Genomic DNA, 23618 nt, shown 5'->3' with positions numbered 1-23618 from the left:
GTTCACGAAATCACAAACAAAGTTATAATAAACCAAAAGGTGGGAGCAAATATGAAATTGAAAAAAGTAGCAATGGGTATTACCGTAGTAATGGCTTCAAGCCTATTACTAGTAGGTTGCGGTAGTAGCGACGACAGCAGCAAAGACAAGAAGAGCACAGACACAAAACAAACAGAAACAAAGAAAACAGCTAAAACTGACGGTACTATGACTGATGGTACTTACAAATTAGAAGAAAAGAATTTCGACGACAAAGGCTGGAAAGCTTTCATGTCAATCGAAGTTAAAGATGGTAAAATTACTAAAGCTAACTACGATTACAAAAACAAAGATGGCGAATTAAAATCTGAAGATGCAGACTACGAAAAAGCAATGAAAGCTAAAGTAGGTACTGGTCCTCAAGAATACTTGAAACAATTAAGCGATTCTTTAGTTAAAAATCAAGCAGCAGCATCTGTAGAAGTAGTTTCAGGAGCAACTCATTCTTCTGACGCTTTCATCAACTATGCTAACCAATTAATCCAAGCAGCTCAAAGAGCAGATACAACTACAATTTCCATCAATAACCTAGCTAAAATGGAAGATGGAACTTATAAACTTGAAGAACAAAACTACGCACATGGTTACCGTGTAGTATTCAGCATGGACGTTAAAGATGGTAAAATTACTAAATCTGACTACAACTATGTTGACAAAGACGGCAAACTTAAATCAGACGACGCTGAATATGAGAAAAACATGAAAGCTAAATCTGGTACTGGTCCAAAAGAATACATCCCAGCACTTAACAAATCTCTTGTTGAAAAACAAGACGTTGCTGCAGTAGACACTGTTTCTGGTGCTACTAACTCTTCTAACCAATTCAAAATCTACGCAGCTCAACTTCAAAATGCTGCACAAAATGGTAACACTGATACAATCAAAGTGTATAACCTAGTAGAAGCTGAATAAATAGTACAATTTATGTACAAAACGGCTGGTCCTAATCTTTAGGGCTAGCCGATTTTTTTATCGAAAAAACAGAGGAATTAAGCCTTTTTACTGTAGATTTATTCCTTTTTTTACGCTATAGTTATTCAAGTAAAGATCACGGATTAGAAAGGTGAAAAAGCTAATGAAGAAATGGAAAATAATAATTTCAGTTATCATATTGGCACTTGTAGTATCAGCGTGCGGAAATTCTAGTAAAGAAACAAAAAAAGAACCAAGCGATTCAAAAAATTTAATGGATCAACCATACTCTAAAACGGACTTTCTGATGGGCACAGTTGTAACGCTTAAAATTTATGACAAAGGCAAAGAAGACGTCCTTGATAAAGGCTTCGATCGAATCAAAGATCTAGCTGCCAAAATTACCACAAGTGATTCAGGAAAAACTTCTGAAGTAGATAAAATCAACGAACAAGCTGGTAAAAAGCCAGTGAAAGTATCTAAAGACGTATACTACTTAATTCAAGAAGGCCTTAAATACTCTGAGAACTCCGGTGGTAGCTTTGATATTACGATTGGGCCGTTAACTTCTCTATGGCACATCGGTTTTTCTGATGCTCGAAAACCTTCCCAAGCAGAGATAGACGCAGTGTTACCATTAATTAACTACAAAGACGTTAAAATGAATGATGAAGATCAAACGGTTTATCTGGAAAAAGAAGGCATGGAACTCGATTTAGGTGCAATTGCTAAAGGTTACATTACCGATGAAACATTAAAAGTATTCAAAGCTAATAAAGTAACTACCTCTATCATAGATTTAGGTGGAAACATCTACGTTCAAGGCAATAATCCTAATGGCAACAAGTGGAATGTTGGAATTCAAGATCCATTTTCGCCTCGAGGAAGTGTTATTGGGAAGCTCCCTGAATCTAATATGTCGATTGTAACTTCTGGCATTTATGAACGCTACCTTGAAGTGGATGGTAAAACATATCACCATATTTTAGATCCAAAAACAGGATATCCGTTTGATAATGATATTGCTGGAGTGTCCATCGTATCTAAAAAATCAATTGATGGCGACGGCCTATCCACCGCTACTTTCTCCAAAGGGATTAAAGGTGGAATGGACTATATTGAACAATTCGAAGGTGTAGATGCCATTTTCATCAGTAAAGAGAAAAAAGTATACGAAACTTCTGGTTTAAAAGGTCAATTCGAATTAACAGACAAAAATTTCCAAATGGATACGTTGAAAAAATAAACTATTATAGAAGAAAGTGAGCAGAATTCAATCTGGACTCTGCTCTAAATAAACTAGAAAAGGAGCTAAAAAGGGGATATGTCAATACCATCGTTTCTAAAGTTGGTTGAAATCCAAACGAAGATAGCTAGTGTTTTTCCGTTTATGTTAGGAACGCTATTCGTTGTGTATCAATATGATATGTTCAAACTTGTAAATACGCTGATATTTTTCGGATCTATGCTCATATTTGACTTGACTACAACAGCAATTAATAACTATATGGATTACCGCAAAGCAACAGATAATCATGACTACGATTATCGAACTACCAGCAATGTAATCGGGCAAGAGCAAATTCCGGTGCGAACAGTAATTATAACTATTTTCTTAATGTTTTTCATTGCGACTGGGTTAGGTGTTTGGCTAGTTTTTCGCACGGATTTATTAGTGCTCTTAATTGGGTTTGTCTGTTTTTGCATAGGTATCTTATATACATTCGGCCCTGTACCGCTCTCTCGTATGCCATTAGGTGAAATTTTTTCAGGTGTAACGATGGGGTTCGGGATTTTCTTCTTAGCTGTATATGTAAATGCATATGATGCAGGAATCGCGAATTTGCTTTGGCAAGGAGAAATGGTGACGATTCAGTTCAATCTAATAGAAATCATTCGAATAGGTGTGGTATCCTTACCATGTATTTTCACGATTGCTAATATCATGCTCGCAAATAATCTTTGTGATTTGGATGAAGATATCAGGAATCACCGTTATACACTCCCATACTATATAGGAAGAAAAATGGGTGTCCTGTTATTTAACGTGCTGTATTATGCTTCGTTTTTGGCGGTGGTTATTTCAGTAGCTATAAACTTCTTGCATCCAATCATGTTGCTATCTCTTATAACAATCTATCCAGTGTATCGTAACCTAGTAAAATTCAATAAAGAGCAAGTAAAGTCGAAAACATTTGTCATTGGTATTCGTAATTTCGTATTAATTAATGCGACGTTGACGATTTTAATGGCAGTAAGTGTAGCGCTTCAACAATTGACATAAGAAAAGGGGGCTTCTTTGAATGATAGAAAAACTAATATTAGGTCGTTTTGTTCCAGGGGAGTCCTTGATTCATGGTCTGGATGCGCGAACGAAACTTTTAGCAGGTTTTTATTATATCGGTATTTTATTTTTAGCGAATAACTGGTGGACATACGCATTGATGGTTTTGTTCACACTCATGGTCGTTCAAATGACAGGCATCAAGTTAAAGGTGTTTATAAAAGGTGTAAAACCCCTTATTTGGCTAATTTTATTTACAGTAGTAATGCAAATACTCTTCGCAAGTGGTGGAACGATTTATTTTGATTGGGGTCCGTTTACAATCTCTTCATTTGGGCTTTTAAACGGTGTATTTGTATTTTTGCGCTTTGTCTTAATTATCATTATGTCGACCGTTATCACGCTCACAACGACGCCTATGAACCTGACAGACGCAATTGCTTACATCCTTCGTCCGTTTGCAGTACTCAAAGTGCCGGTGAACGACATTGCGTTAATGATTTCGGTGGCGCTTCGTTTTATTCCAACGCTCATGGGAGAAACAGATAAAATCATGAAAGCGCAGCGAGCTCGTGGAGTGGATTTTGGTGAAGGCAATCTTTTCGAACAAATGAAAGTAGTTGTCCCAATTTTTATTCCGCTATTTGTTAGTTCATTTAACCGCGCGGAAGAATTAGCGGATGCAATGGAAGCACGAGGTTATCAAGGTGGCGAAGGTCGCACACGATTCCGAATACTGCATTGGCATTTCGGGGATCTAATTGCTGCATGTATAATGATACTTTTAACTGCGGGACTTGTAATACTAAGAACTTCTTAAAAACATTCGATATTAACGGATGTTTTTTCTTTTGGATAGAATAAGTAGAATGGCTCTGTCAGGCAGTTTGGAGCTGAACTAAAACCGAGAATCTTCTATATAATAGTTTCTATGAAAATAACTTAAAACTTTTTTCAAAAAGCGGTTGATTACTACCTCTAACCCGTGTATAATAGATAAAGTGCAAATGGACAGGCATTGGTCTGCCCTTTTGACAACGAGCACCCCGGTATTGCCGGGAATGCCCATGTGATGAAGTGAAAGGTTGCTGACACACCCGGCCGCTTTGCCATGGCGGATGTTCAGGTAATTTTCACGGAGAATGTCTATTTTAAAAGTAGGCGAAAAGGAGGGAAAGTAATGGCAAAACAAAAAATTCGTATTCGTTTAAAAGCTTATGATCACCGTATTTTGGATCAATCAGCAGAAAAGATTGTAGAAACAGCGAAACGCTCAGGTGCTTCTGTATCTGGTCCGATTCCACTTCCAACAGAGAAGTCAATCTACACAGTCTTGCGTGCGGTCCACAAATATAAAGACTCTCGTGAGCAATTCGAAATGCGTACACACAAACGTTTAATCGACATCGTTAATCCAACACCACAAACAGTTGATAGCTTGATGCGTTTAGACTTGCCAAGCGGTGTGGACATCGAAATCAAACTATAATAAGAATATATTAAATTAACAGGAGGTGTGACTCATGACCAAAGGAATCTTAGGTAGAAAAGTAGGGATGACACAAGTTTTCACTGAAAACGGCGAACTTATTCCAGTGACAGTAATCGAAGCAGCACAAAACGTGGTACTTCAAAAGAAAACTGTTGAAACTGACGGCTATGAAGCTGTACAAATCGGTTTCGAAGATAAGAGAGCAATTTTGTCAAACAAACCCGAACAAGGTCATGTAGCAAAAGCCAATACTACTCCTAAGCGCTTCATTCGCGAATTCCGCGATGTAAACTTAGACGAGTATGAGATTGGTGCAGAAGTAAAAGTAGACGTATTCGCAGAAGGTGACATCATCGACGCGACAGGCGTATCGAAAGGTAAAGGATTCCAAGGTGTTATTAAACGCCACGGACAATCACGCGGCCCTATGGCCCACGGTTCCCGTTACCATCGTCGCCCAGGTTCAATGGGTCCAGTAGCACCTAACCGTGTTTTCAAAAATAAACTACTTCCAGGTCGTATGGGTGGAGAACAAATCACTATCCAAAACCTAGAAATCGTTAAAGTAGACGTTGAAAAGAACGTTCTTTTAGTAAAAGGTAACGTTCCAGGCGCTAAAAAAGCATTAGTTCAAATTAAAACTGCTACTAAAGCAAAATAATTCATTTGGAAAGGAGGACTAACGAATGCCAAAATTAAGCTTACTTAAACAAGATGGAACAAACGCTGGCGAAATTACTTTAAACGACACTGTTTTCGGTATTGAACCAAATGAAAAAGTTGTTGTTGATGTGATTTTGAGCCAACGTGCATCCCTACGTCAAGGGACTCACAAAGTAAAAAATCGTTCAGAAGTACGTGGTGGCGGACGTAAACCATGGCGTCAAAAAGGTACAGGTCGTGCCCGTCAAGGTTCAATCCGTTCCCCACAATGGCGCGGCGGTGGTGTCGTATTCGGCCCAACACCTCGTTCATATGCTTACAAATTACCTAAGAAAGTTCGTCGTTTAGCGATTAAATCAATTCTTTCTTCTAAAGTAAATGAAGAAAAATTAGTTGTACTTGAAGGTTTGACTTTCGATGCACCTAAAACAAAAGAATTTGCGGCTTTTCTTAAAAATATCTCTGTAGATACTAAGGCACTAATCGTAGTTGCTGGTGAAAGTGAAAATGTAGAATTATCTGCACGCAACTTACAAGGCATTACAGTTATTCCAGCTGAAAGTATCTCAGTACTAGAAGTTGCTAAACATGATAAATTAATTATCACTAAAGCAGCTGTCGAAAAAGTAGAGGAGGTGCTCGCATAATGGATGCACGCGACATCATTAAGCGCCCAGTTGTAACTGAAGAATCTACAAGCATTCTCGACGATAAGAAATATACATTTGAAGTAGATACTCGCGCAACTAAAACGCAAGTAAAATACGCAATTGAAGAAATTTTCGACGTAAAAGTTGCTAAAGTAAACGTAATGAATTACAAAGGCAAACTTAAACGTATGGGCCGTTATGCAGGTTACACTAACAAACGCCGTAAAGCGATTGTTACTGTTACAGCTGACAGCAAAGAAATTCAATTCTTTGAAGTATAATTCGACTAACTTTAAATAAATCTAACGAGGAGGGGAAACAATGGCGATCAAAAAGTATAAACCTACCACTAACGGGCGCCGGCACATGACTAGTTCTGATTTCGCTGAGATTACTACAAGTACTCCAGAAAAATCTTTACTACGTCCTCTTAAAAAGAAAGCCGGACGCAATAACCAAGGTAAGTTAACTGTTCGTCATCACGGCGGTGGCCATAAACGCCAATACCGCGTGATTGATTTCAAACGTAACAAAGATGGTATTCCTGGACGCGTTGCAACGATCGAGTACGATCCAAACCGTTCTGCTAATATTGCTCTAATCAACTATGCTGATGGAGAAAAACGCTACATCATCGCAGCAAAAGGCCTTGAAGTAGGTCAAACAATTTATTCAGGAGCAGAAGCTGATATCAAAATCGGTAATGCACTAGAATTAAAAGATATTCCAGTGGGTACTGTTATCCACAATATCGAAATGAAACCTGGTAAAGGTGGACAATTAGTACGTTCTGCTGGAACAAGTGCTCAAGTACTTGGTAAAGAAGGTAAATACGTATTAATCCGCTTAAACTCCGGTGAAGTTCGCATGATTCTTGCTACTTGTCGTGCTACAATCGGTCAAGTTGGTAACGAACAACACGAACTCATCAACATTGGTAAAGCAGGTCGTTCACGTTGGATGGGTAAACGCCCAACTGTTCGTGGATCTGTAATGAACCCGAACGATCACCCACACGGTGGTGGTGAAGGTAAAGCTCCAATCGGCCGTAAATCGCCAATGTCTCCATGGGGTAAACCAACTCTTGGATACAAAACACGTAAGAAAAACAACAACTCCGATAAATTTATCGTACGTCGTCGTAAGAAAAAATAATCGGATCAATAGATTGAATAAAATTGGTAGCAGGATAGCGGGGACATGCGTTCTCAGCTTCCTGACTATGCGAAGGGAGGTTCCGTCATGGGTCGTAGTTTGAAAAAAGGACCTTTTGTTGATGACCACTTGATGAAGAAAGTGGAAGCAGCAGCAGAAAGCGAAAAGAAACAAGTAATTAAAACTTGGTCTCGTCGCTCCACGATTTTCCCAACTTTTGTTGGACAAACAATCGCAGTATATGATGGACGTAAACACGTTCCTGTTTATGTTCAAGAAGATATGGTAGGACACAAACTGGGCGAATTCGCACCAACTCGTACGTACCGCGGTCATGCGGGCGACGATAAAAAAACTAAACGCTAATTTGAGAGGAGGATATCCTAATGGCAAGTGAAGTTACAAGCGCAAAAGCCGTTGCCAAAACGGTTCGTATTGCTCCTCGCAAAGCTAGAATCGTCATTGATTTAATTCGAGGCAAGCAAGTTGGCGAAGCAATTGCAATCTTGAAGTATACTCCAAGATCAGCTTCCCCAATTATTGAAAAAGTATTAAAATCTGCTATTGCTAACGCAGAGCATAACTATGATTTAGACATTAACAACCTTGTAGTAGAGGAAGCATTTGTTGACGAAGGTCCAACACTTAAACGTTTCCGTCCACGTGCACAAGGTCGTGCAAGTGCAATCAACAAACGTACTAGCCACATTACAGTTGTGGTATCTGAAGTGAAGGAGGGATAATTCGTGGGTCAAAAAGTACATCCAATAGGTATGCGTATCGGTGTCATCCGTGATTGGGACTCCAAATGGTACGCGGAAAAAGATTATGCGGACTTCTTACATGAAGATTTACGCATCCGTGATTACGTTGCAAAACGTCTATCTGACGCTTCTGTTTCTCGTGTAGAAATCGAACGTGCAGCTAACCGTGTGAATATCACTATTCATACTGCAAAACCTGGTATGGTTATCGGTAAAGGTGGTTCTGAAGTTGAAGCATTACGCAAAAACTTAAACGAACTTACTCAAAAACGTGTTCATATCAACATCGTAGAAATCAAACGTGCTGACCTAGACGCAAAATTGGTTGCTGAAAATATCGCTCGTCAATTGGAAGGTCGTGTATCTTTCCGTCGTGCGCAAAAACAAGCTATCCAACGTACTATGCGTGCTGGAGCAAAAGGTATCAAAACTCAAGTATCTGGTCGTCTTGGCGGAGCGGATATCGCTCGTGCTGAACACTATAGCGAAGGAACAGTACCTCTTCATACATTGCGTGCCGACATCGACTACGCATGGGAAGAAGCTGACACAACTTATGGTAAACTAGGCGTTAAAGTCTGGATCTACCGCGGTGAAGTCCTTCCTACGAAGAAAAACAATGTGGAAGGAGGAAAATAATAATGTTAGTTCCTAAACGTGTAAAATACCGTCGTGAATTCCGCGGAAACATGCGTGGACGCGCGAAAGGCGGAACTGAAGTTGCATTTGGTGAATACGGTCTTCAAGCAGTTGAAGCTTCTTGGATTACAAACCGTCAAATCGAAGCAGCTCGTATCGCAATGACTCGTTACATGAAACGTGGCGGTAAAGTTTGGATTAAAATTTTCCCTCATAAATCTTACACTTCTAAACCAATCGGGGTTCGGATGGGTAAAGGTAAAGGTGCTCCGGAAGGTTGGGTAAGCCCAGTCAAACGTGGCAAAATTATGTTTGAAATCGCAGGTGTTCCTGAAGATGTAGCGCGTGAAGCATTACGTCTAGCAGCACACAAACTGCCGGTCAAAACTAAGATCGTTAAACGTGAAGAAATTGGTGGTGAAGCAAATGAAAGCTAATGATATCCGTGATTTATCCACTACCGAAATCCAAGATCAAGAAAAAGCTTTGAAAGAAGAGCTCTTCAACCTGCGCTTTCAATTAGCTACTGGTCAATTAGAAAACACCGCACGTATTCGTGAGGTTCGTAAAGCAATTGCCCGTATGAAAACAATCGTTCGAGAAAGAGAACTTGCTTAAAAAAGAATCGTAAGGAGGTTTTAATACATGGCTGACCGTAACCAACGTAAAGTTTATACTGGTCGTGTTGTATCCGATAAAATGGATAAAACAATTACCGTGGTTGTTGAAACGTACAAGAAACATGGTTTGTACGGTAAACGCGTGAAGTATTCTAAAAAATTCAAAGCGCATGATGAAAATAACATTGCAAAAACTGGCGATGTAGTTCGTATTTCCGAAACTCGTCCATTGTCTGCAACTAAACATTTCCGTTTACTAGAAGTTGTAGAAGAAGCAGTAATTATCTAAATCAAAAGTTAAAAATAGATTGTGAAAAGTTGCCGAGTGTAATTTTTCCGACCCGTTATTCTGGAAGGAGGGTGTCCTAATGATTCAACAAGAAAGTCGTATGAAAGTGGCTGATAACTCTGGTGCTCGTGAAGTATTAACTATTAAAGTACTAGGTGGATCAGGACGCAAAACTGCTAACATTGGCGATGTTGTCGTGTGTACCGTTAAACAAGCAACACCAGGCGGCGTTGTCAAAAAAGGTGAAGTTGTTAAAGCAGTAATCGTTCGTACTAAGAGTGGAGCACGTCGTCAAGACGGTTCTTACATCAAGTTTGATGAAAATGCATGTGTCATTATCCGTGACGATAAAAGTCCTCGTGGAACACGTATTTTTGGACCTGTTGCTCGCGAACTTCGTGAAAACAACTTTATGAAGATCGTTTCTTTAGCTCCAGAAGTTCTTTAAAAAATAAGTTCCAAGAAATCAAGGAGGTGCTATACCAATGCATGTCAAAAAAGGTGATAAAGTAAAAGTTATTACTGGTAAAGATAAAGGCAAATCCGGCAAAGTGCTCGCAGCATTTCCGAAAAAGGATCGCGTACTTATCGAAGGAATCAATATGGTTAAAAAACATACAAAACCTTCCAACGTCAACCCGCAAGGCGGAATCTTGAATGTTGAAGCACCAATTCACGTTTCAAACGTAATGCTAATTGACCCTAAAACAGGCGAACCTACCCGTGTAGGATACGAAGTTAAAGGCGACAAAAAAGTACGCGTAGCAAAAAAATCCGGTGAAGTAATAGATAAATAATAGTCGTAGGAAGGAGGGAATATTACATGAATCGCCTTAAAGATCAATATCTTAAGGAAATTGTTCCTGCTTTAATGAGCAAATTCAATTATGACTCCGTAATGGAGGTTCCAAAAATAGATAAAATCGTAATCAACACTGGTGTTGGTGACGCTACAGCAAATGCGAAAGTGTTAGACAGTGCAGTGGAGGAGTTAGCTCTTATCACTGGTCAAAAACCTGTTATCACAAAAGCAAAAAATTCTATCGCTGGTTTCCGTCTTCGTGAAGGAATGCCAATCGGTGCTAAAGTAACATTGCGTGGTGAACGCATGTATGATTTCTTAGATAAATTAGTTACTGTTTCACTTCCACGTGTTCGTGATTTCCGTGGCGTATCGAAAAAAGCTTTCGATGGTCGTGGTAACTATACGTTGGGTGTTAGAGAGCAACTTATTTTCCCTGAAATTGATTACGATCAAGTATCAAAAGTACGCGGTATGGACGTAGTAATTGTTACAACTGCCAAAAGTGATGAAGAATCTCATGAGTTACTAACTCAACTAGGGATGCCATTTCAAAAGTAATCAAAACTAATTTAGTAGGGAGGCGAAAACGTGGCTAAGAAATCCATGATCGCGAAGCAAAAACGTACACCTAAATACGCTGTTCAAGCATATACTCGTTGTGAACGTTGTGGTCGTCCACATTCCGTTATTCGCAAATTTAAATTATGCCGTATTTGTTTCCGTGAACTTGCCTATAAAGGTCAAATTCCCGGCGTGAAAAAAGCAAGCTGGTAAGAAAGAGTTTAAGGAAGGAGGGTATTATACATGGTGATGACAGATCCAATTGCAGATTTTCTAACTCGCATTCGTAATGCAAACATGGTTAAACATGATAAATTAGAACTGCCTGCATCCAAAATCAAAAAAGAAATTGCTGAAATATTGAAGCGTGAAGGTTTTATCCGTGACGTTGAATATATTGAAGATGACAATGCTGGAACAATCCGTGTTTTCTTAAAATATGGAGCGACTGGCGAACGTGTAATCACTGGTTTGAAACGTATCAGTAAGCCAGGTTTACGTGTATATGCAAAATCAACTGAGGTGCCTAAAGTACTTAACGGTCTAGGTATCGCAATCGTGTCTACTTCCCAAGGCGTTTTAACCGACAAAGAAGCCCGTGCTAAACAAGTCGGCGGAGAAGTACTAGCATACGTTTGGTAAGAAAAAGTAAACCATAAGGAGGTGCAATAAATGTCCCGTATAGGTAAAAAAACTATTGTGATTCCTGCAGGTGTAACAGTTACACTTAATGGATCAACAGCAACAGTTAAAGGTCCTAAAGGTGAACTTGTAAAAGAGTTCAACCCAGAAATTACTATTAAAATCGAAGGCAATGAAATTAACGTTTCTCGCCCGACTGATAATAAAAACCACCGTGCACTTCATGGTACAACTCGTGCTATTCTTAATAACATGGTTGTCGGAGTTTCCGAGGGTTATGAAAAGAAATTAGAACTTATCGGTGTTGGTTACCGTGCGCAAAAACAAGGCGACAAGCTTGTTCTTAACGTAGGGTACTCTCATCCAGTAGAGTTTGTTGCTCCTAAAGGCGTAGATATTGAAGTTCCTGCAAACACACAAGTGATTGTTAAAGGATACAACAAAGAACACGTTGGCGAGTTAGCTGCAAACATTCGTGCCGTACGTCCACCAGAGCCATATAAAGGTAAAGGTATTCGTTACGAAGGCGAACATGTACGCCGTAAAGAAGGTAAAACTGGTAAATAATGCCGCTTAATTAGGCAAATGAGAGAAGAGGTGAGTCGTGTGATTACCAAAATCGACAAAAATAAAGTACGTAAAAAAAGACATGCTCGTGTTCGTTCTAAGATTTCTGGAACTGAAAGTCGTCCACGTTTAAACGTATTCCGTTCAAACAAAAACATTTATGCTCAAATTATTGATGATGTAAATGGTGTGACACTTGCAAGTGCGTCTAATTTAGATAAAGATTTCGGTTCTGCTGAATCCAAAGTTGATGCAGCAAGCAAAGTTGGCGAACTAGTTGCTAAACGTGCTTCCGAAAAAGGTATTACTTCTGTCACTTTTGACCGTGGAGGATACTTATATCATGGCCGCGTGAAAGCTCTTGCTGAAGCAGCTCGCGAAAATGGACTAGAATTTTAATAAGAAGGAGGGACATATTACATGCCTGAGCAAATTGATGGAAACAAATTAGATTTAGAAGAACGCGTTGTTACAATCAACCGTGTTGCTAAAGTAGTTAAAGGTGGACGTCGTTTCCGTTTCACAGCACTTGTTGTTGTTGGAGACAAAAATGGTCATGTTGGTTTCGGTACTGGTAAAGCACAAGAAGTTCCAGATGCTATCCGTAAAGCTGTTGAGGATGCTAAAAAGAACATGGTGCTTGTACCAACTGTAGACACAACTATTCCACACACTGTAGTCGGACATTTTGGTGGCGGAGAAATTCTTCTTAAACCAGCTAGTGCCGGTTCTGGTGTAACTGCTGGTGGTCCCGTTCGTGCGGTCCTAGAACTTGCCGGTGTTGCTGATGTATCTTCCAAATCGCTTGGATCTAATACACCAATTAACATGGTACGTGCTACAATCGACGGAATTAAACAACTGAAAAACGCTGAAGATGTTGCGAAACTTCGTGGCAAAACAGTAGAAGAATTGTTAGGATAAGGAGGGAATTATCATTATGGCGAAGTTAGAAATTACTCTAAAACGTAGCTTAATCGGACGCCCTCAACCACAACGCAAAACTGTTCAAGCATTAGGTCTTGGTAAAACAAATTCTGTAGTGGTTAAAGAAGATAATCCTGCAATTCGTGGGATGATCACTAAAGTAAGTCATTTAGTGGACGTCAAAGAAGTTTAAGCTTAAAATTATTATGCAATTGATAGAATTTGTTAAATAGGAGGAGGTGCTTGACATGAAACTACATGAACTTAAGCCTTCAGAAGGTTCTCGTAAAGAACGTAATCGTGTTGGTCGTGGAACAGGCTCTGGTAACGGCAAAACTTCAGGACGCGGTCATAAAGGACAAAAAGCTCGTTCTGGTGGTGGCGTACGTTTAGGTTTTGAAGGTGGACAACTTCCACTTTTCCGTCGTATTCCAAAACGTGGATTCACAAATATCAACCGTAAAGAATTTGCTATCGTGAACTTAGATGTTTTAAACCGCTTTGAAGATGGTACAGAAGTAACGCCAGAACTTTTAGTTGAAACTGGAATTATTCGTAACGAAAAATCCGGAATCAAGATTTTATCTAATGGAAATATCGAGAAAAAACTTACTGTGAAAGCGAACAAATTCTCTGCAGCTGCCAAAGAAGCAATTGAAGCAGCTGGCGGAAAAACTGAGGTGATCTAATGTTTCAAACGTTAGTTAACTTCTTCAAAGTAGCAGACATCCGTAAAAAAATACTATTCACATTAGCAATGCTAGTTATTTTCCGTATTGGTACATTCGTGCCAGTACCGGGAGTTAACGCAGCAGCTTTACAATCTAGTATGGATGGCGGTATTTTGGGGTTCTTAAATACATTTAATGGTGGGGCTTTAAAAAACTTCTCAATTTTTGCCATGGGTGTAATGCCTTACATTACATCTTCCATTATTGTTCAGTTACTTCAAATGGACGTTGTTCCTAAATTGACTGAGTGGTCTAAGCAAGGGGAAATGGGTCGTAAAAAACTCAATCAACTTACTAGATACATGACAATCGGACTTGGTTTGATTGAAGCTTTCGGTATGGCATACGGATTTAACCGCATGTCTGCAGCTGGTCTAGTAATTGAACCTTCCATTGGTAGATATGCAATTATCGCTATTGTATTGACTACCGGTACAATGTTCTTAATGTGGCTAGGTGAGCAGATCACTGTTAAAGGTGTTGGTAATGGTGTTTCCATCATTATCTTTGCAGGTATCGTTGCTCGTATTCCTGATGGAGTACGTCAATTATATGTATCGCAAATTGAAAACGCTGGTGATCAACTTTTCCTACACGTTCTGACATTAGTTGGTGTAGGGGTTGCGATTTTAGCTATTGTTGTAGCTGTAATCTTCTTCCAACAAGCACTACGTAAAATTCCAATTCAATACTCTAAACGTGTAGCAGGAGCAAAACAATCGGGCGCGCAAGCAACGCACTTGCCGTTAAAACTTAACTCTGCCGGAGTTATCCCAGTTATCTTTGCAAGTGCATTTATTATTACACCACAAACTATCCTTACTTTCTTTGATCAAAGTAACGATGTTGTAAAAGTATTGAAAGACGTGTTTGATTACACAAAACCAATTGGTATGATTTTATATGTTGCACTAATTGTTGCTTTCACTTATTTCTATGCTTTCATTCAAGTGAACCCTGAGAAAGTTGCAGACAACTTGAAAAAGCAAGGTGGGTATATTCCTAGTAAACGTCCTGGTCGGGAAACACAAGCTTATCTTACATCGGTACTTTACCGTCTAACATTTGTTGGTGCAATTTTCCTTTCAGCGGTTGCTATACTTCCAACTATCGGTACTACTGTGTTTAGTTTACCGCAGTCACTTGCCGTTGGTGGTACAAGCCTACTAATTGTTATCGGGGTAGCATTAGATACTACGAAACAACTCGAAGGACAACTTGTAAAAAGGAACTATCGGGGATTTATCAAATAACACGCAGTTCTTGTTAGGAATTCCTAGCAGGAGCTAGCGCGTAATAAGGGGCGAAACAGTTGAAATTAGTATTAATGGGACTGCCCGGCGCCGGAAAAGGCACACAAGCGGAACAGATTGTTGAGAAATACAACATTCCTCATATTTCCACTGGAGATATGTTCCGAGCAGCTATGAAAAATAATACAGAATTAGGACGCAAGGCTAAATCCTTTATGGATAACGGCGATCTTGTTCCTGACGAAGTAACAAATGGTATCGTTCGTGAACGTTTAAGCGAAGATGATGCGAAGGATGGTTTCTTGCTTGATGGTTTTCCGCGTACTGTGGAACAAGCACAAGAATTAGAAAACATTCTAAGTGATTTAGGGACAGAACTTGATGCTGTCATTAACATTGATGTCGAAAAAGATGTTTTAATGAAACGTCTTACCGGTCGCTGGATTTGCCGGACTTGCGGTAAAACTTACCATGAAATTTACAACCCACCGAAAGTAGCTGGGAAATGTGATTTAGATGGTGGAGAACTTTACCAACGCGATGACGACAAGAAAGAAACCGTTGAAAAACGACTAAATGTAAATATGAAACAGACCAAGCCGCTTCTAGATTTTTACTCTGAAAAGGGTAAACTTCATAACATAAACGGCGAGCAAGACATTAAAGACGTTTTTGTAGATGTGGAAAAAATTCTTACTTCTTTTTGAGGAGTAAGCTGTGCTGAATCACTGCCAAAATCAATACGTGCAAATTAGATTAGTTTGTAGTATAATGGATAATTGGCAGTGGAATTAAAGGCATCTAAGCAAATCATGATGAACGAGAGAACCGTTTGAAGATCATCCGAATGACGTATATGTTCTACCTTGATCTGTTCAGCCGCAATGCTTTTGCGAGTGACAGTTCTTCTGGTTTTTACGGATTTCACTTTTACAGGTTGTCTGAAAAGCTGGCGAAATGTGTTGCCTTTTAATGAAGTGCATCCATTTTTGCATGTTTTACGTTTTTTTCATGTAAGAGAAATAGTTACACTGAAAGGATTAGGCCTGCATCAGGAACAAATCCAAGAATACAAGAAGGAGGTAGCAAACATATGGCAAAGGAAGATGTTATTGAAGTAGAAGGCGTAGTACAAGAAACTCTACCAAACGCGATGTTCAATGTTGAACTCGAAAATGGTCATAAAGTACTGGCAACTGTTTCTGGTAAAATCCGCATGCACTACATTCGTATTTTACCTGGAGATAAAGTGACAGTAGAGCTTTCTCCATACGACCTGACACGCGGAAGAATTACTTATCGTTTTAAATAATTTGCACTCCGAAATTGAATTTATATACCGGTCTGGTTTAACCAGCTTAGAAATTATCGGTTTATAGAGACATTTTCTCTAATAAACAAGGAGGTATATCTATATGAAAGTAAGACCATCAGTGAAACCTATGTGCGAAAAATGTAAAGTTATTCGTCGTAAAGGTAAAGTAATGGTAATTTGTGAAAATCCAAAACATAAACAAAAACAAGGATAAGAGGAGGTGCTTAAGTAAATGGCACGTATTGCAGGTGTGGACGTTCCACGTGAAAAACGTATTGTTATTTCCCTGACTTACATTTATGGTATCGGTAAACAAACAGCTAAAGAAGTTCTTGCTGAAGCTGGCGTTTCTGAAGATACTCGTACTCGTGATTTAACTGAAGAAGAGCTTGGTAAAATCCGTGAAATCTTAGACCGTATTAAAGTTGAAGGTGACCTTCGTCGTGAAGTAAACTTAAACATTAAACGTCTAATCGAAATCGGTTCTTACCGTGGCATGCGTCACCGTCGTGGACTTCCAGTTCGCGGACAAAATACAAAAAATAATGCCCGTACTCGTAAAGGCCCGTCCAAAACAGTAGCAGGCAAAAAGAAATAATAGTAAAGGAGGTAGTTAGTGAATGGCTCGTAAAACAAATACTCGTAAACGCCGTGTGAAAAAGAATATCGAATCAGGTATTGCACACATTCGTTCTACATTTAATAATACGATCGTAATGATTACTGACACACATGGTAATGCTTTAGCTTGGTCAAGTGCAGGTTCCCTAGGATTTAAAGGTTCTCGTAAATCTACTCCTTTCGCAGCGCAAATGGCAGCTGAAAGTGCAGCAAAATCAGCACAAGAACATGGTTTAAAAACATTAGAAGTAACTGTTAAAGGTCCTGGTTCAGGTCGTGAAGCGGCTATCCGTGCACTACAAGCAGCTGGTCTTGAAGTAACAGCTATTAAAGATGTAACTCCAGTTCCACATAACGGATGTCGTCCTCCAAAACGTCGTCGCGTATAAGTGGTCGTTTTCTTTTGCCAATAGTAGATTTTTACTGTCTTAACTATCAAGGCAGAGAGTTTGACATAAAGACTGATATTCTAGACGTTTTGAAGGAGGGTAAATTTGAATGATCGAAATTGAAAAGCCAAAAATCGAGACGATTGAGATCAGCGATGATGCCAAGTATGGAAAGTTTGTTGTAGAGCCACTTGAGCGTGGATATGGTACAACTTTGGGTAACTCCTTACGTCGTATTCTATTATCTTCTCTTCCAGGTGCAGCAGTAACCTCTATCCAAATTGATGGAGCTTTACATGAGTTTTCTGTAATTGAAGGTGTAGTAGAAGATGTAACAACCATGATTTTAAATATCAAAAAACTTGCGCTAAAAATCTATTCTGATGAAGAAAAAACATTAGAAATCGATATGCAAGGTCCAGGTGTAGTAACTGCAGCTGACATTAATTATGACAGTGACGTTGAGATTTTAAATCCCGACTTACACATTGCTACATTAAGTGATAATGCTAAATTTCATGTGCGTTTAAATGCGACTCGTGGTCGTGGTTACACACCTGCTGATCAAAATAAACGCGAAAATATGCCAATCGGTGTACTTCCAGTCGATTCAATCTTTTCACCGGTTATCCGTGTGAACTATCAAGTGGAAAATACACGTGTTGGACAATCAACTAATTATGATAAGCTTACGTTTGATGTGTTAACTGACGGAAGTATCAGCCCAGAAGAAGCAGTTTCACTTGGAGCTAAAATTCTTTCTGAGCATTTAAGTATCTTCGTTAACTTAACAGATGAAGCACAAAAAGCTGAAATTATGATTGAAAAAGAAGAAAGCCATAAAGAGAAAGTGCTTGAAATGACTATTGAAGAATTAGACTTGTCTGTTCGTTCATATAATTGTTTGAAACGCGCTGGAATCAATACAGTACAGGAACTTGCTGACAAATCCGAAGACGATATGATGAAAGTCCGTAACTTGGGCCGTAAATCGCTTGAGGAAGTTAAAGTAAAACTGGCTGACCTTGGCTTATCTCTAAGAAACGAAAACTGATAAAGGAGGCAATTCCATGGGTTACAGAAAATTAGGTCGTACAAGCTCACAACGTAAAGCATTACTACGTGATCTTGCAACGGATTTAATCGTATTTGAACGTATTGAAACAACAGAAGCTCGCGCTAAAGAGATTCGTAAAGTTGTTGAAAAACTAATCACTTCTGGGAAAAAAGGAGACTTGCACGCTCGTCGTCAAGCAGCTGCTTTCATCCGTCATGAAGTTGTAGAAGTAGTACAAGTAGATGCTAAAGGTAAAGATGGTTCTACTGTGAAGAAAAACCGTCCTGTATACGCTCTACAAAAACTATTTGATGATGTTGCTCCACGTTACGCGGAACGTCAAGGTGGTTACACTCGTATCTTGAAAAAAGGTCCACGTCGCGGTGACGGCGCACCAATGGTTATTATTGAATTAGTTTAATAATAAAACGTTTAAAGCAAGTGGAGTGTCATGATATGGGGACTTCGTGTTTCCTTGTCTAGCTCTGTGTTTCCTAGTCTACTTAATCGTAGGCTAGGAGGCAGGCTTTTTTTGTTTGACCTGTTATCTACGTATAGCAGGTCTTTTTTTCTTGCCTTTATTCGGCAAAACCTCTATAGTGAAACCCAAAGATAACCAGTGGAGGGACGAAGAATGCGTGCTTTAACTAACTCGCAAATAGCTCAAAACAGATTATTTAATTCTGGACTACTACAATCAAAGTTTTCAAGCGCAGAGGACGCAACTCGTGCGCTATTTGGCATCCAATCGCAATATCAGCAATTTGGAGAGGTTAGTTTATTTAATCGGGTAAATAATTTAACAAAAGAAAACTTGCAAACGACATATGATGACAAAGGGTTAATCAAAATTTGGGGGCAAAGAATGACGGTCCATATGTATACACCCGATGACTGGTTTTATGTCCATGATGTTTATGCGAATAAAAACAATTGGTTAAGAAAGCACGCAGACTCGCTAGGACGCGATTTGGATGCGATTTTAGTACAAATGGAAGAATTGCTTCTACGTGAAGAGAAAGTGTCTAAAGAGTCCTTTGTGGCGCTACTAGGAGACGAAGCAAAAGAACTGATGACTTGGGGTGGAGTTTTCATTCAAGGCTCACTCGACGGCAAGTTATTTTGTGTGCCAGAAACCCCAAAGACGAGATTCTATAGTCATAGAAATCAAATTGAATCAGAGGCGGAAGAAGCGTGGATAACTAATAAGCGAAGTCAAACAGGATTAGAAACAATGATTGATCGTTATTTTAGTGCATATGGGCCTGCTACAATCCAAGACTTCAAGCATTGGAGTGGCTTGCGAAATAGTGACTATCAGGAAACCTTAGAAAAGTTACTGAAAAACTATATTTGCTATATCGGTGAAGATGGCAGGAACTATTATAGTAAAACAGCAACTCAAGAAGAGGTGGAAATGGATTCGCCGCTACTCCTGGGGAAGTTCGATCCGCTTTTCGTCAGTTACGCGAAAAAGAACTGGCTTGCGAGCGAAAAAGAAACAAGTCTCATTTGGCGCATCGCTGGGCAAATTGAAGCTGTATTAATCATAAATGGTCAGTTTTTTGGAACATGGAGATACAAAATTTCGGGTGAAAAAATAGTCTTCCATTTCTACCTCAGTAAAAAACTAACTAAAAAAAGTCAAAAATTAGTAGAAGTAGAAGCGATGAAATTAGCTGGATTTCTCCGTAAAAATTACCAAGGCTGTATTTTGGAACAAATATAAAAGAACCCCGCTCTGGCGGAGGTTCTTTTGTTATAAAAACGGCATTTCTGGAAAATAATCCAATGGCAATTTGATGCTTGTAGTAATATTAGGTTTACAGAGCTTACAAACTTGAAATTCGCCTTGCAGAGAAATTAAAAACATCGCGTCTTCATTAGTCATTTTGTCCGATTCAGTGAGCAAAGTAATCATATTTTTCATCGTATTTTTTGTTGCTTTTTCAATAGTTAAATCCGAAGCCAAGCAAATTAAATGGTGATTATGAATGATAGTCGGCGTTGGAGCTTTACGATTTTTAAGAAGTTGCAGCCGTACAGTTACTTCGGCTGGCGCCTCCGCACTAGTTGCAGTAATTTGCCCAAAACCTGCTGTAGCTCGTACGTTCCCGATATGAAGTGAGGCACCATACTTTTCAACAGGTAAGAAAATAGTTGCCCCGTCAGTGATTTCGGAAGCGTCAAGTAGACCGCCGTTTTTCGTTGGTGATTTAGAGCTAAAGAGGCCTTCTGTTCTTAGCAAGCCGATGGTTTTAGTTATTGGAATATGAATGTTATCTGAATAGATAATTTGGTTATCTTTGACTTTGTAACAACGAGCAGCATTACTTGTCAGTAGTTCATCAGTTATACCAATATTTGGCCCATTTAACAAAAAGACCTCCGTCCCTAGGAGTTCGATTTTTTCAATGGTTATTGCTAATAAGTCGCCGGGTTTGGCTTCTTCGATATAAATCGGCCCGGTAGTTGGTGAAAATTGCTTCCAATCTAGTTCCCCGTAGTGAAGCTGTTCTTTCTTAATTTGGCCATTGAAGTAGTCTTTTGTTTTTATTTTTACTACAGAGCCATCTTTCACTGTAATCGCAGGTTCCGCCGATTTATCCATCTCAAAAATCGAGCGTTCTGAGGTTACAAAGTTTTTCATTTCATCCCTTCTCTCTATTCTATTTGTGGTGACGGGTGAATTATAGCAAAATGGGAAGCTGGAAGTAAATGGATATTATGTGAACAAAATAGGGGTAAAAATAGCAGAAATCCATTATTTATTCCATTTTTTCAACGGTTACATTGGGAAGTGTTTGGATAAAGTGAAATAGTTCGTATTCTTCATTCTTATTCTTTGTTTTTACAACAATATTCACGCGGATAAAAAGACTTTCTCCGATGAGTTCTTTTTCACTTGAGTACGAAACAATTTGTTGTTTGTTTTGTTGGATTTTATCTGTAACCTTTACTAGGTTTTCCTGCTTGTCTGTTGAATAGATAATTGCAGTCGTGTGGAAAGCGAATGATTTGAAAACGATACTCAAGAATTCTAATCCGATTAATGTAAGTAAAGTAGCGGCGATACCAACCCAGTACATCCCCGCGCCAATAGCAAGACCAATGCCAGCTGTGGCCCAAAGTCCAGCAGCTGTTGTTAGACCGCGAACAAATTTCTTTTGAATAATAATTGTCCCCGCACCAATAAAGCCAATCCCGCTTACCACTTGGGCAGCGACTCGACTTGGATCAAACGATACATTTTGCATAGTGGCAATTTCGGAAAAACCATACTGAGAAACAATCATAATTAGCGCACTACCAAGAGAAACAAGAAAATGTGTCCGGAATCCAGCTTCTTTTGCCCTGATTTCTCGGTCCAGTCCAATAACTGCTCCAAGGAGACCTGCAACAACAAGTCGTAAAATAAAATCTGCTAACATAGTTATCACATCCTTAACGTTAATATATTCCCTTTAGCATTAAACCAAAACAACCAAAAAGGAAATTTTGCGCCGGATGGATGTTTATACTATAATAAACAGTGAATGGTCGAAAAGTGAGGTGTTAAGCGTGGCAGAAAGTTTTGTGAGATTAGAACACGTTTTTTATAAATATGAGGATACGGAAAAATATGCAGTGAAAGATGTATCTATTTCTGCTCAAAAAGGGGAATGGGTTGCACTTGTTGGTCATAATGGATCAGGTAAATCTACCATTGCGAAATTACTCAACGGATTGCTTTTTCCAGAAGATGGTTTAATCAAAATCGGACACTTTGTTTTGTCTGAAAAAAATATATGGGAAATTAGACGACAAGTAGGAATGGTTTTTCAAAATCCAGATAACCAATTTGTCGGAGCTACAGTGCAAGATGATGTTGCGTTTGGACTGGAGAATCACGGGGTTCCTCATGATACAATGGTGGAACGCGTGGAATCAGCTTTAAATGAGGTTGGTATGCAAAGTTATGCGCTACATGAACCAGCTAGACTTTCCGGCGGACAAAAACAACGGGTAGCGATTGCGGGGGTTTTGGCACTTCAACCAGATGTCATTATTTTGGACGAAGCAACTTCTATGCTTGATCCAAGGGGACGTGCCGAAGTAATGGAAACTATTCGGATTATGCGTGAACAAGAAGACATTACCGTTATTTCTATTACACATGATTTAGATGAAGTTCTTTTTGCAGACCGAGTAATTGTCATGAATAACGGAGAAGTCCACAGTGAGGGCACGCCGCAAGAAATTTTCCAGCAAGCAGATGCGATGCGGAAAATCGGCTTAGGTGTTCCATTTATTATTGAATTACAAGAAAAATTAGTTGCAGGCGGCTTCGAAACTGGAAGCACCGTGCTATCGGAAGGAGCATTACTAGATCAATTATGGAAATTAAACTCGAACAACTAGGTTATTGTTATCAAAAAAATAGCCCTTTTGAAAAGCGAGCATTACTTGATGTGAATGTTTCTTTTGATTCTGGTAGCTATTCTGCAATTATTGGTCATACTGGCTCAGGTAAATCAACTTTGTTACAACATTTGAATGCCCTTTTAATGCCGACAGAAGGTAAAATTACGGTTGGTGACCGAGAAATCATTGCAGGCGTGAAGCAAAAGAAACTACGTGATTTACGTAAAAAAGTTGGGATTGTGTTCCAATTTCCAGAAGCACAACTTTTTGAAGAAACGGTCGAGAAGGATATTTGCTTTGGACCGATGAACTTTGGGGTTTCTGAGGAAGATGCGAAACTTCGTGCTAAAAAAGTAATTTATGAAGTGGGACTGACCGAGGAAATTTTATCGCGTTCACCGTTCGAACTTTCTGGTGGACAAATGCGTCGGGTAGCGATTGCTGGTGTTTTAGCGATGGAGCCAGAAGTGCTTGTGCTGGATGAGCCAACAGCGGGATTAGACCCTCATGGCCGCGAAGAAATCATGGAAATGTTCTACAATCTTCATAAAGAAAAAGGACTCACAACGGTCCTTGTAACACATAGCATGGAAGATGCTGCTCGTTATGCGGAAAAAATTGTCTTGATGAAAGCTGGGACAGTTTTACAAATCGGCACGCCACGTGAAATTTTCGCGAAGCCAGATGAACTGGTTGATCTTGGGTTATCTGTACCAGATGTGGTGAGGTTCCAAGGGCTTTTTGAGCGCAAATTTGATGTAAAATTAACAAAAACTTGTTTAACTATTGATGAATTAACAACCGAAATGGCGCCTTATTTAGCGAAGGGCGGGGCATAA

General features: G+C 39.3%; 38 protein-coding genes. 36 read left to right on the top strand and 2 right to left on the bottom strand.

The genetic code is table 11. The annotated features are described in order from the left end of the window. Positions 1–51: 51 nt before the first annotated feature. From pplA to HRK21_RS04735, 34 genes are all read left to right on the top strand, one after another. Complete coding sequence (gene pplA, locus HRK21_RS04900) at positions 52–951, top strand: extracellular electron transfer flavoprotein PplA (protein WP_003739853.1); 900 nt, start codon at positions 52–54, stop codon at positions 949–951. A 163-nt stretch (positions 952–1114) separates the two neighbouring features. After that, a complete protein-coding gene (locus HRK21_RS04895; protein WP_070006571.1) occupies positions 1115–2197 on the top strand; it encodes an FAD:protein FMN transferase in 1083 nt (360 codons plus the stop codon). A 78-nt stretch (positions 2198–2275) separates the two neighbouring features. Beyond that, complete coding sequence (menA, locus tag HRK21_RS04890; protein ID WP_070006570.1) at positions 2276–3235, top strand: 1,4-dihydroxy-2-naphthoate polyprenyltransferase; 960 nt, start codon at positions 2276–2278, stop codon at positions 3233–3235. A gap of 19 nt (positions 3236–3254) precedes the next feature. Beyond that, entirely contained in the window at positions 3255–4055 is an 801-nt protein-coding gene (fmnA, locus tag HRK21_RS04885; RefSeq protein WP_003739850.1) for an FAD export ECF transporter transmembrane subunit FmnA, read from the top strand. Between the two features lie 360 nt (positions 4056–4415). Then, a complete protein-coding gene (gene rpsJ, locus HRK21_RS04880; RefSeq protein ID WP_003720954.1) occupies positions 4416–4724 on the top strand; it encodes a 30S ribosomal protein S10 in 309 nt (102 codons plus the stop codon). A gap of 34 nt (positions 4725–4758) precedes the next feature. Further along, positions 4759–5388 (top strand): 50S ribosomal protein L3, encoded by a 630-nt coding sequence (gene rplC, locus HRK21_RS04875; protein WP_003726733.1) that lies wholly within the window; start codon positions 4759–4761, stop codon positions 5386–5388. Positions 5389–5413: 25 nt separating this feature from the next. Then, on the top strand, positions 5414–6037 hold the full coding sequence (gene rplD / locus HRK21_RS04870) for a 50S ribosomal protein L4 (protein ID WP_003727695.1): 624 nt from the start codon (positions 5414–5416) through the stop codon (positions 6035–6037). Further along, positions 6037–6321 (top strand): 50S ribosomal protein L23, encoded by a 285-nt coding sequence (gene rplW / locus HRK21_RS04865; protein WP_003728540.1) that lies wholly within the window; start codon positions 6037–6039, stop codon positions 6319–6321. Before rplD ends, rplW begins: the two co-directional genes overlap by 1 nt. A 40-nt stretch (positions 6322–6361) precedes the next feature. After that, on the top strand, positions 6362–7195 hold the full coding sequence (gene rplB, locus HRK21_RS04860) for a 50S ribosomal protein L2 (RefSeq protein ID WP_003739849.1): 834 nt from the start codon (positions 6362–6364) through the stop codon (positions 7193–7195). An 87-nt stretch (positions 7196–7282) separates the two neighbouring features. After that, positions 7283–7561, top strand: a complete 279-nt coding sequence (rpsS, locus tag HRK21_RS04855) for a 30S ribosomal protein S19 (protein WP_003720946.1) — start codon at positions 7283–7285, stop codon at positions 7559–7561. A 20-nt stretch (positions 7562–7581) separates the two neighbouring features. Further along, complete coding sequence (gene rplV / locus HRK21_RS04850) at positions 7582–7938, top strand: 50S ribosomal protein L22 (protein ID WP_003727697.1); 357 nt, start codon at positions 7582–7584, stop codon at positions 7936–7938. A 3-nt stretch (positions 7939–7941) separates the two neighbouring features. Then, positions 7942–8598 carry a 30S ribosomal protein S3 gene (gene rpsC / locus HRK21_RS04845; protein WP_003720944.1) on the top strand — a complete coding sequence of 219 codons (657 nt, stop codon included), beginning with the start codon at positions 7942–7944 and terminating at the stop codon, positions 8596–8598. A gap of 2 nt (positions 8599–8600) precedes the next feature. Then, entirely contained in the window at positions 8601–9035 is a 435-nt protein-coding gene (gene rplP, locus HRK21_RS04840; RefSeq protein ID WP_003720943.1) for a 50S ribosomal protein L16, read from the top strand. Then, positions 9025–9216 carry a 50S ribosomal protein L29 gene (gene rpmC / locus HRK21_RS04835; RefSeq protein WP_003720942.1) on the top strand — a complete coding sequence of 64 codons (192 nt, stop codon included), beginning with the start codon at positions 9025–9027 and terminating at the stop codon, positions 9214–9216. Before rplP ends, rpmC begins: the two co-directional genes overlap by 11 nt. A 27-nt stretch (positions 9217–9243) precedes the next feature. Continuing rightward, entirely contained in the window at positions 9244–9507 is a 264-nt protein-coding gene (rpsQ, locus tag HRK21_RS04830) for a 30S ribosomal protein S17 (RefSeq protein WP_003720941.1), read from the top strand. A gap of 79 nt (positions 9508–9586) precedes the next feature. Then, entirely contained in the window at positions 9587–9955 is a 369-nt protein-coding gene (gene rplN / locus HRK21_RS04825; RefSeq protein ID WP_003723686.1) for a 50S ribosomal protein L14, read from the top strand. A 37-nt stretch (positions 9956–9992) separates the two neighbouring features. Then, complete coding sequence (gene rplX / locus HRK21_RS04820; RefSeq protein WP_003728539.1) at positions 9993–10304, top strand: 50S ribosomal protein L24; 312 nt, start codon at positions 9993–9995, stop codon at positions 10302–10304. Between the two features lie 26 nt (positions 10305–10330). Then, positions 10331–10870: a 50S ribosomal protein L5 gene (gene rplE / locus HRK21_RS04815; protein WP_003720938.1), complete on the top strand. Its 540-nt coding sequence runs from the start codon at positions 10331–10333 to the stop codon at positions 10868–10870. 30 nt (positions 10871–10900) lie between these two features. Next, a complete protein-coding gene (locus HRK21_RS04810) occupies positions 10901–11086 on the top strand; it encodes a type Z 30S ribosomal protein S14 (protein ID WP_003723684.1) in 186 nt (61 codons plus the stop codon). 30 nt (positions 11087–11116) lie between these two features. Next, a complete protein-coding gene (gene rpsH / locus HRK21_RS04805; RefSeq protein ID WP_003720937.1) occupies positions 11117–11515 on the top strand; it encodes a 30S ribosomal protein S8 in 399 nt (132 codons plus the stop codon). Positions 11516–11545: 30 nt separating this feature from the next. Then, positions 11546–12082, top strand: coding sequence for a 50S ribosomal protein L6 (rplF, locus tag HRK21_RS04800; protein WP_003723683.1), 537 nt, complete (start codon positions 11546–11548; stop codon positions 12080–12082). Positions 12083–12121: 39 nt separating this feature from the next. Beyond that, positions 12122–12481 (top strand): 50S ribosomal protein L18, encoded by a 360-nt coding sequence (rplR, locus tag HRK21_RS04795; RefSeq protein WP_003739848.1) that lies wholly within the window; start codon positions 12122–12124, stop codon positions 12479–12481. 21 nt (positions 12482–12502) lie between these two features. Beyond that, the gene (gene rpsE / locus HRK21_RS04790; protein ID WP_003723681.1) at positions 12503–13006 is read left to right on the top strand and encodes a 30S ribosomal protein S5; all 504 of its coding nucleotides are present in this window, start codon (positions 12503–12505) and stop codon (positions 13004–13006) included. Between the two features lie 16 nt (positions 13007–13022). Next, positions 13023–13202 carry a 50S ribosomal protein L30 gene (rpmD, locus tag HRK21_RS04785; RefSeq protein WP_003720933.1) on the top strand — a complete coding sequence of 60 codons (180 nt, stop codon included), beginning with the start codon at positions 13023–13025 and terminating at the stop codon, positions 13200–13202. 55 nt (positions 13203–13257) lie between these two features. Next, on the top strand, positions 13258–13698 hold the full coding sequence (rplO, locus tag HRK21_RS04780; protein ID WP_003723680.1) for a 50S ribosomal protein L15: 441 nt from the start codon (positions 13258–13260) through the stop codon (positions 13696–13698). Beyond that, a complete protein-coding gene (gene secY / locus HRK21_RS04775; protein ID WP_069008697.1) occupies positions 13698–14993 on the top strand; it encodes a preprotein translocase subunit SecY in 1296 nt (431 codons plus the stop codon). The genes rplO and secY overlap by 1 nt, the downstream gene beginning before the upstream one ends. A 59-nt stretch (positions 14994–15052) precedes the next feature. Beyond that, positions 15053–15700 (top strand): adenylate kinase, encoded by a 648-nt coding sequence (locus tag HRK21_RS04770; RefSeq protein ID WP_003739846.1) that lies wholly within the window; start codon positions 15053–15055, stop codon positions 15698–15700. 386 nt (positions 15701–16086) lie between these two features. Beyond that, a complete protein-coding gene (infA, locus tag HRK21_RS04765; RefSeq protein WP_003720929.1) occupies positions 16087–16305 on the top strand; it encodes a translation initiation factor IF-1 in 219 nt (72 codons plus the stop codon). 103 nt (positions 16306–16408) lie between these two features. After that, positions 16409–16522 carry a 50S ribosomal protein L36 gene (rpmJ, locus tag HRK21_RS04760; protein ID WP_003720928.1) on the top strand — a complete coding sequence of 38 codons (114 nt, stop codon included), beginning with the start codon at positions 16409–16411 and terminating at the stop codon, positions 16520–16522. An 18-nt stretch (positions 16523–16540) separates the two neighbouring features. Further along, positions 16541–16906: a 30S ribosomal protein S13 gene (gene rpsM / locus HRK21_RS04755; protein ID WP_003723677.1), complete on the top strand. Its 366-nt coding sequence runs from the start codon at positions 16541–16543 to the stop codon at positions 16904–16906. A gap of 22 nt (positions 16907–16928) precedes the next feature. Then, positions 16929–17318, top strand: a complete 390-nt coding sequence (gene rpsK / locus HRK21_RS04750) for a 30S ribosomal protein S11 (protein WP_003720926.1) — start codon at positions 16929–16931, stop codon at positions 17316–17318. 109 nt (positions 17319–17427) lie between these two features. Then, the gene (locus HRK21_RS04745) at positions 17428–18372 is read left to right on the top strand and encodes a DNA-directed RNA polymerase subunit alpha (RefSeq protein ID WP_003723676.1); all 945 of its coding nucleotides are present in this window, start codon (positions 17428–17430) and stop codon (positions 18370–18372) included. A gap of 16 nt (positions 18373–18388) precedes the next feature. Beyond that, on the top strand, positions 18389–18796 hold the full coding sequence (gene rplQ, locus HRK21_RS04740; protein WP_003723675.1) for a 50S ribosomal protein L17: 408 nt from the start codon (positions 18389–18391) through the stop codon (positions 18794–18796). A gap of 213 nt (positions 18797–19009) precedes the next feature. Beyond that, a complete protein-coding gene (locus HRK21_RS04735; protein WP_070006569.1) occupies positions 19010–20104 on the top strand; it encodes a winged helix DNA-binding domain-containing protein in 1095 nt (364 codons plus the stop codon). Positions 20105–20134: 30 nt separating this feature from the next. Here the strand turns inward: HRK21_RS04735 and HRK21_RS04730 are convergent, their stop codons facing one another. Next, entirely contained in the window at positions 20135–21025 is an 891-nt protein-coding gene (locus HRK21_RS04730) for an acetamidase/formamidase family protein (RefSeq protein WP_003739844.1), read from the bottom strand. 118 nt (positions 21026–21143) lie between these two features. Next, positions 21144–21806: an MgtC/SapB family protein gene (locus tag HRK21_RS04725; protein WP_003739843.1), complete on the bottom strand. Its 663-nt coding sequence runs from the start codon at positions 21804–21806 to the stop codon at positions 21144–21146. 130 nt (positions 21807–21936) lie between these two features. Between HRK21_RS04725 and HRK21_RS04720 the strand changes: the two genes are divergently transcribed. Beyond that, positions 21937–22776, top strand: coding sequence for an energy-coupling factor ABC transporter ATP-binding protein (locus HRK21_RS04720; protein ID WP_031695321.1), 840 nt, complete (start codon positions 21937–21939; stop codon positions 22774–22776). Then, on the top strand, positions 22752–23618 hold the full coding sequence (locus tag HRK21_RS04715; RefSeq protein WP_069887404.1) for an energy-coupling factor ABC transporter ATP-binding protein: 867 nt from the start codon (positions 22752–22754) through the stop codon (positions 23616–23618). Before HRK21_RS04720 ends, HRK21_RS04715 begins: the two co-directional genes overlap by 25 nt.

Source organism: Listeria monocytogenes (genome assembly GCF_013282665.1).
GTDB classification, from domain to species: domain Bacteria; phylum Bacillota; class Bacilli; order Lactobacillales; family Listeriaceae; genus Listeria; species Listeria monocytogenes_C.
This window is presented reverse-complemented; position numbering and strand designations above follow the sequence as displayed.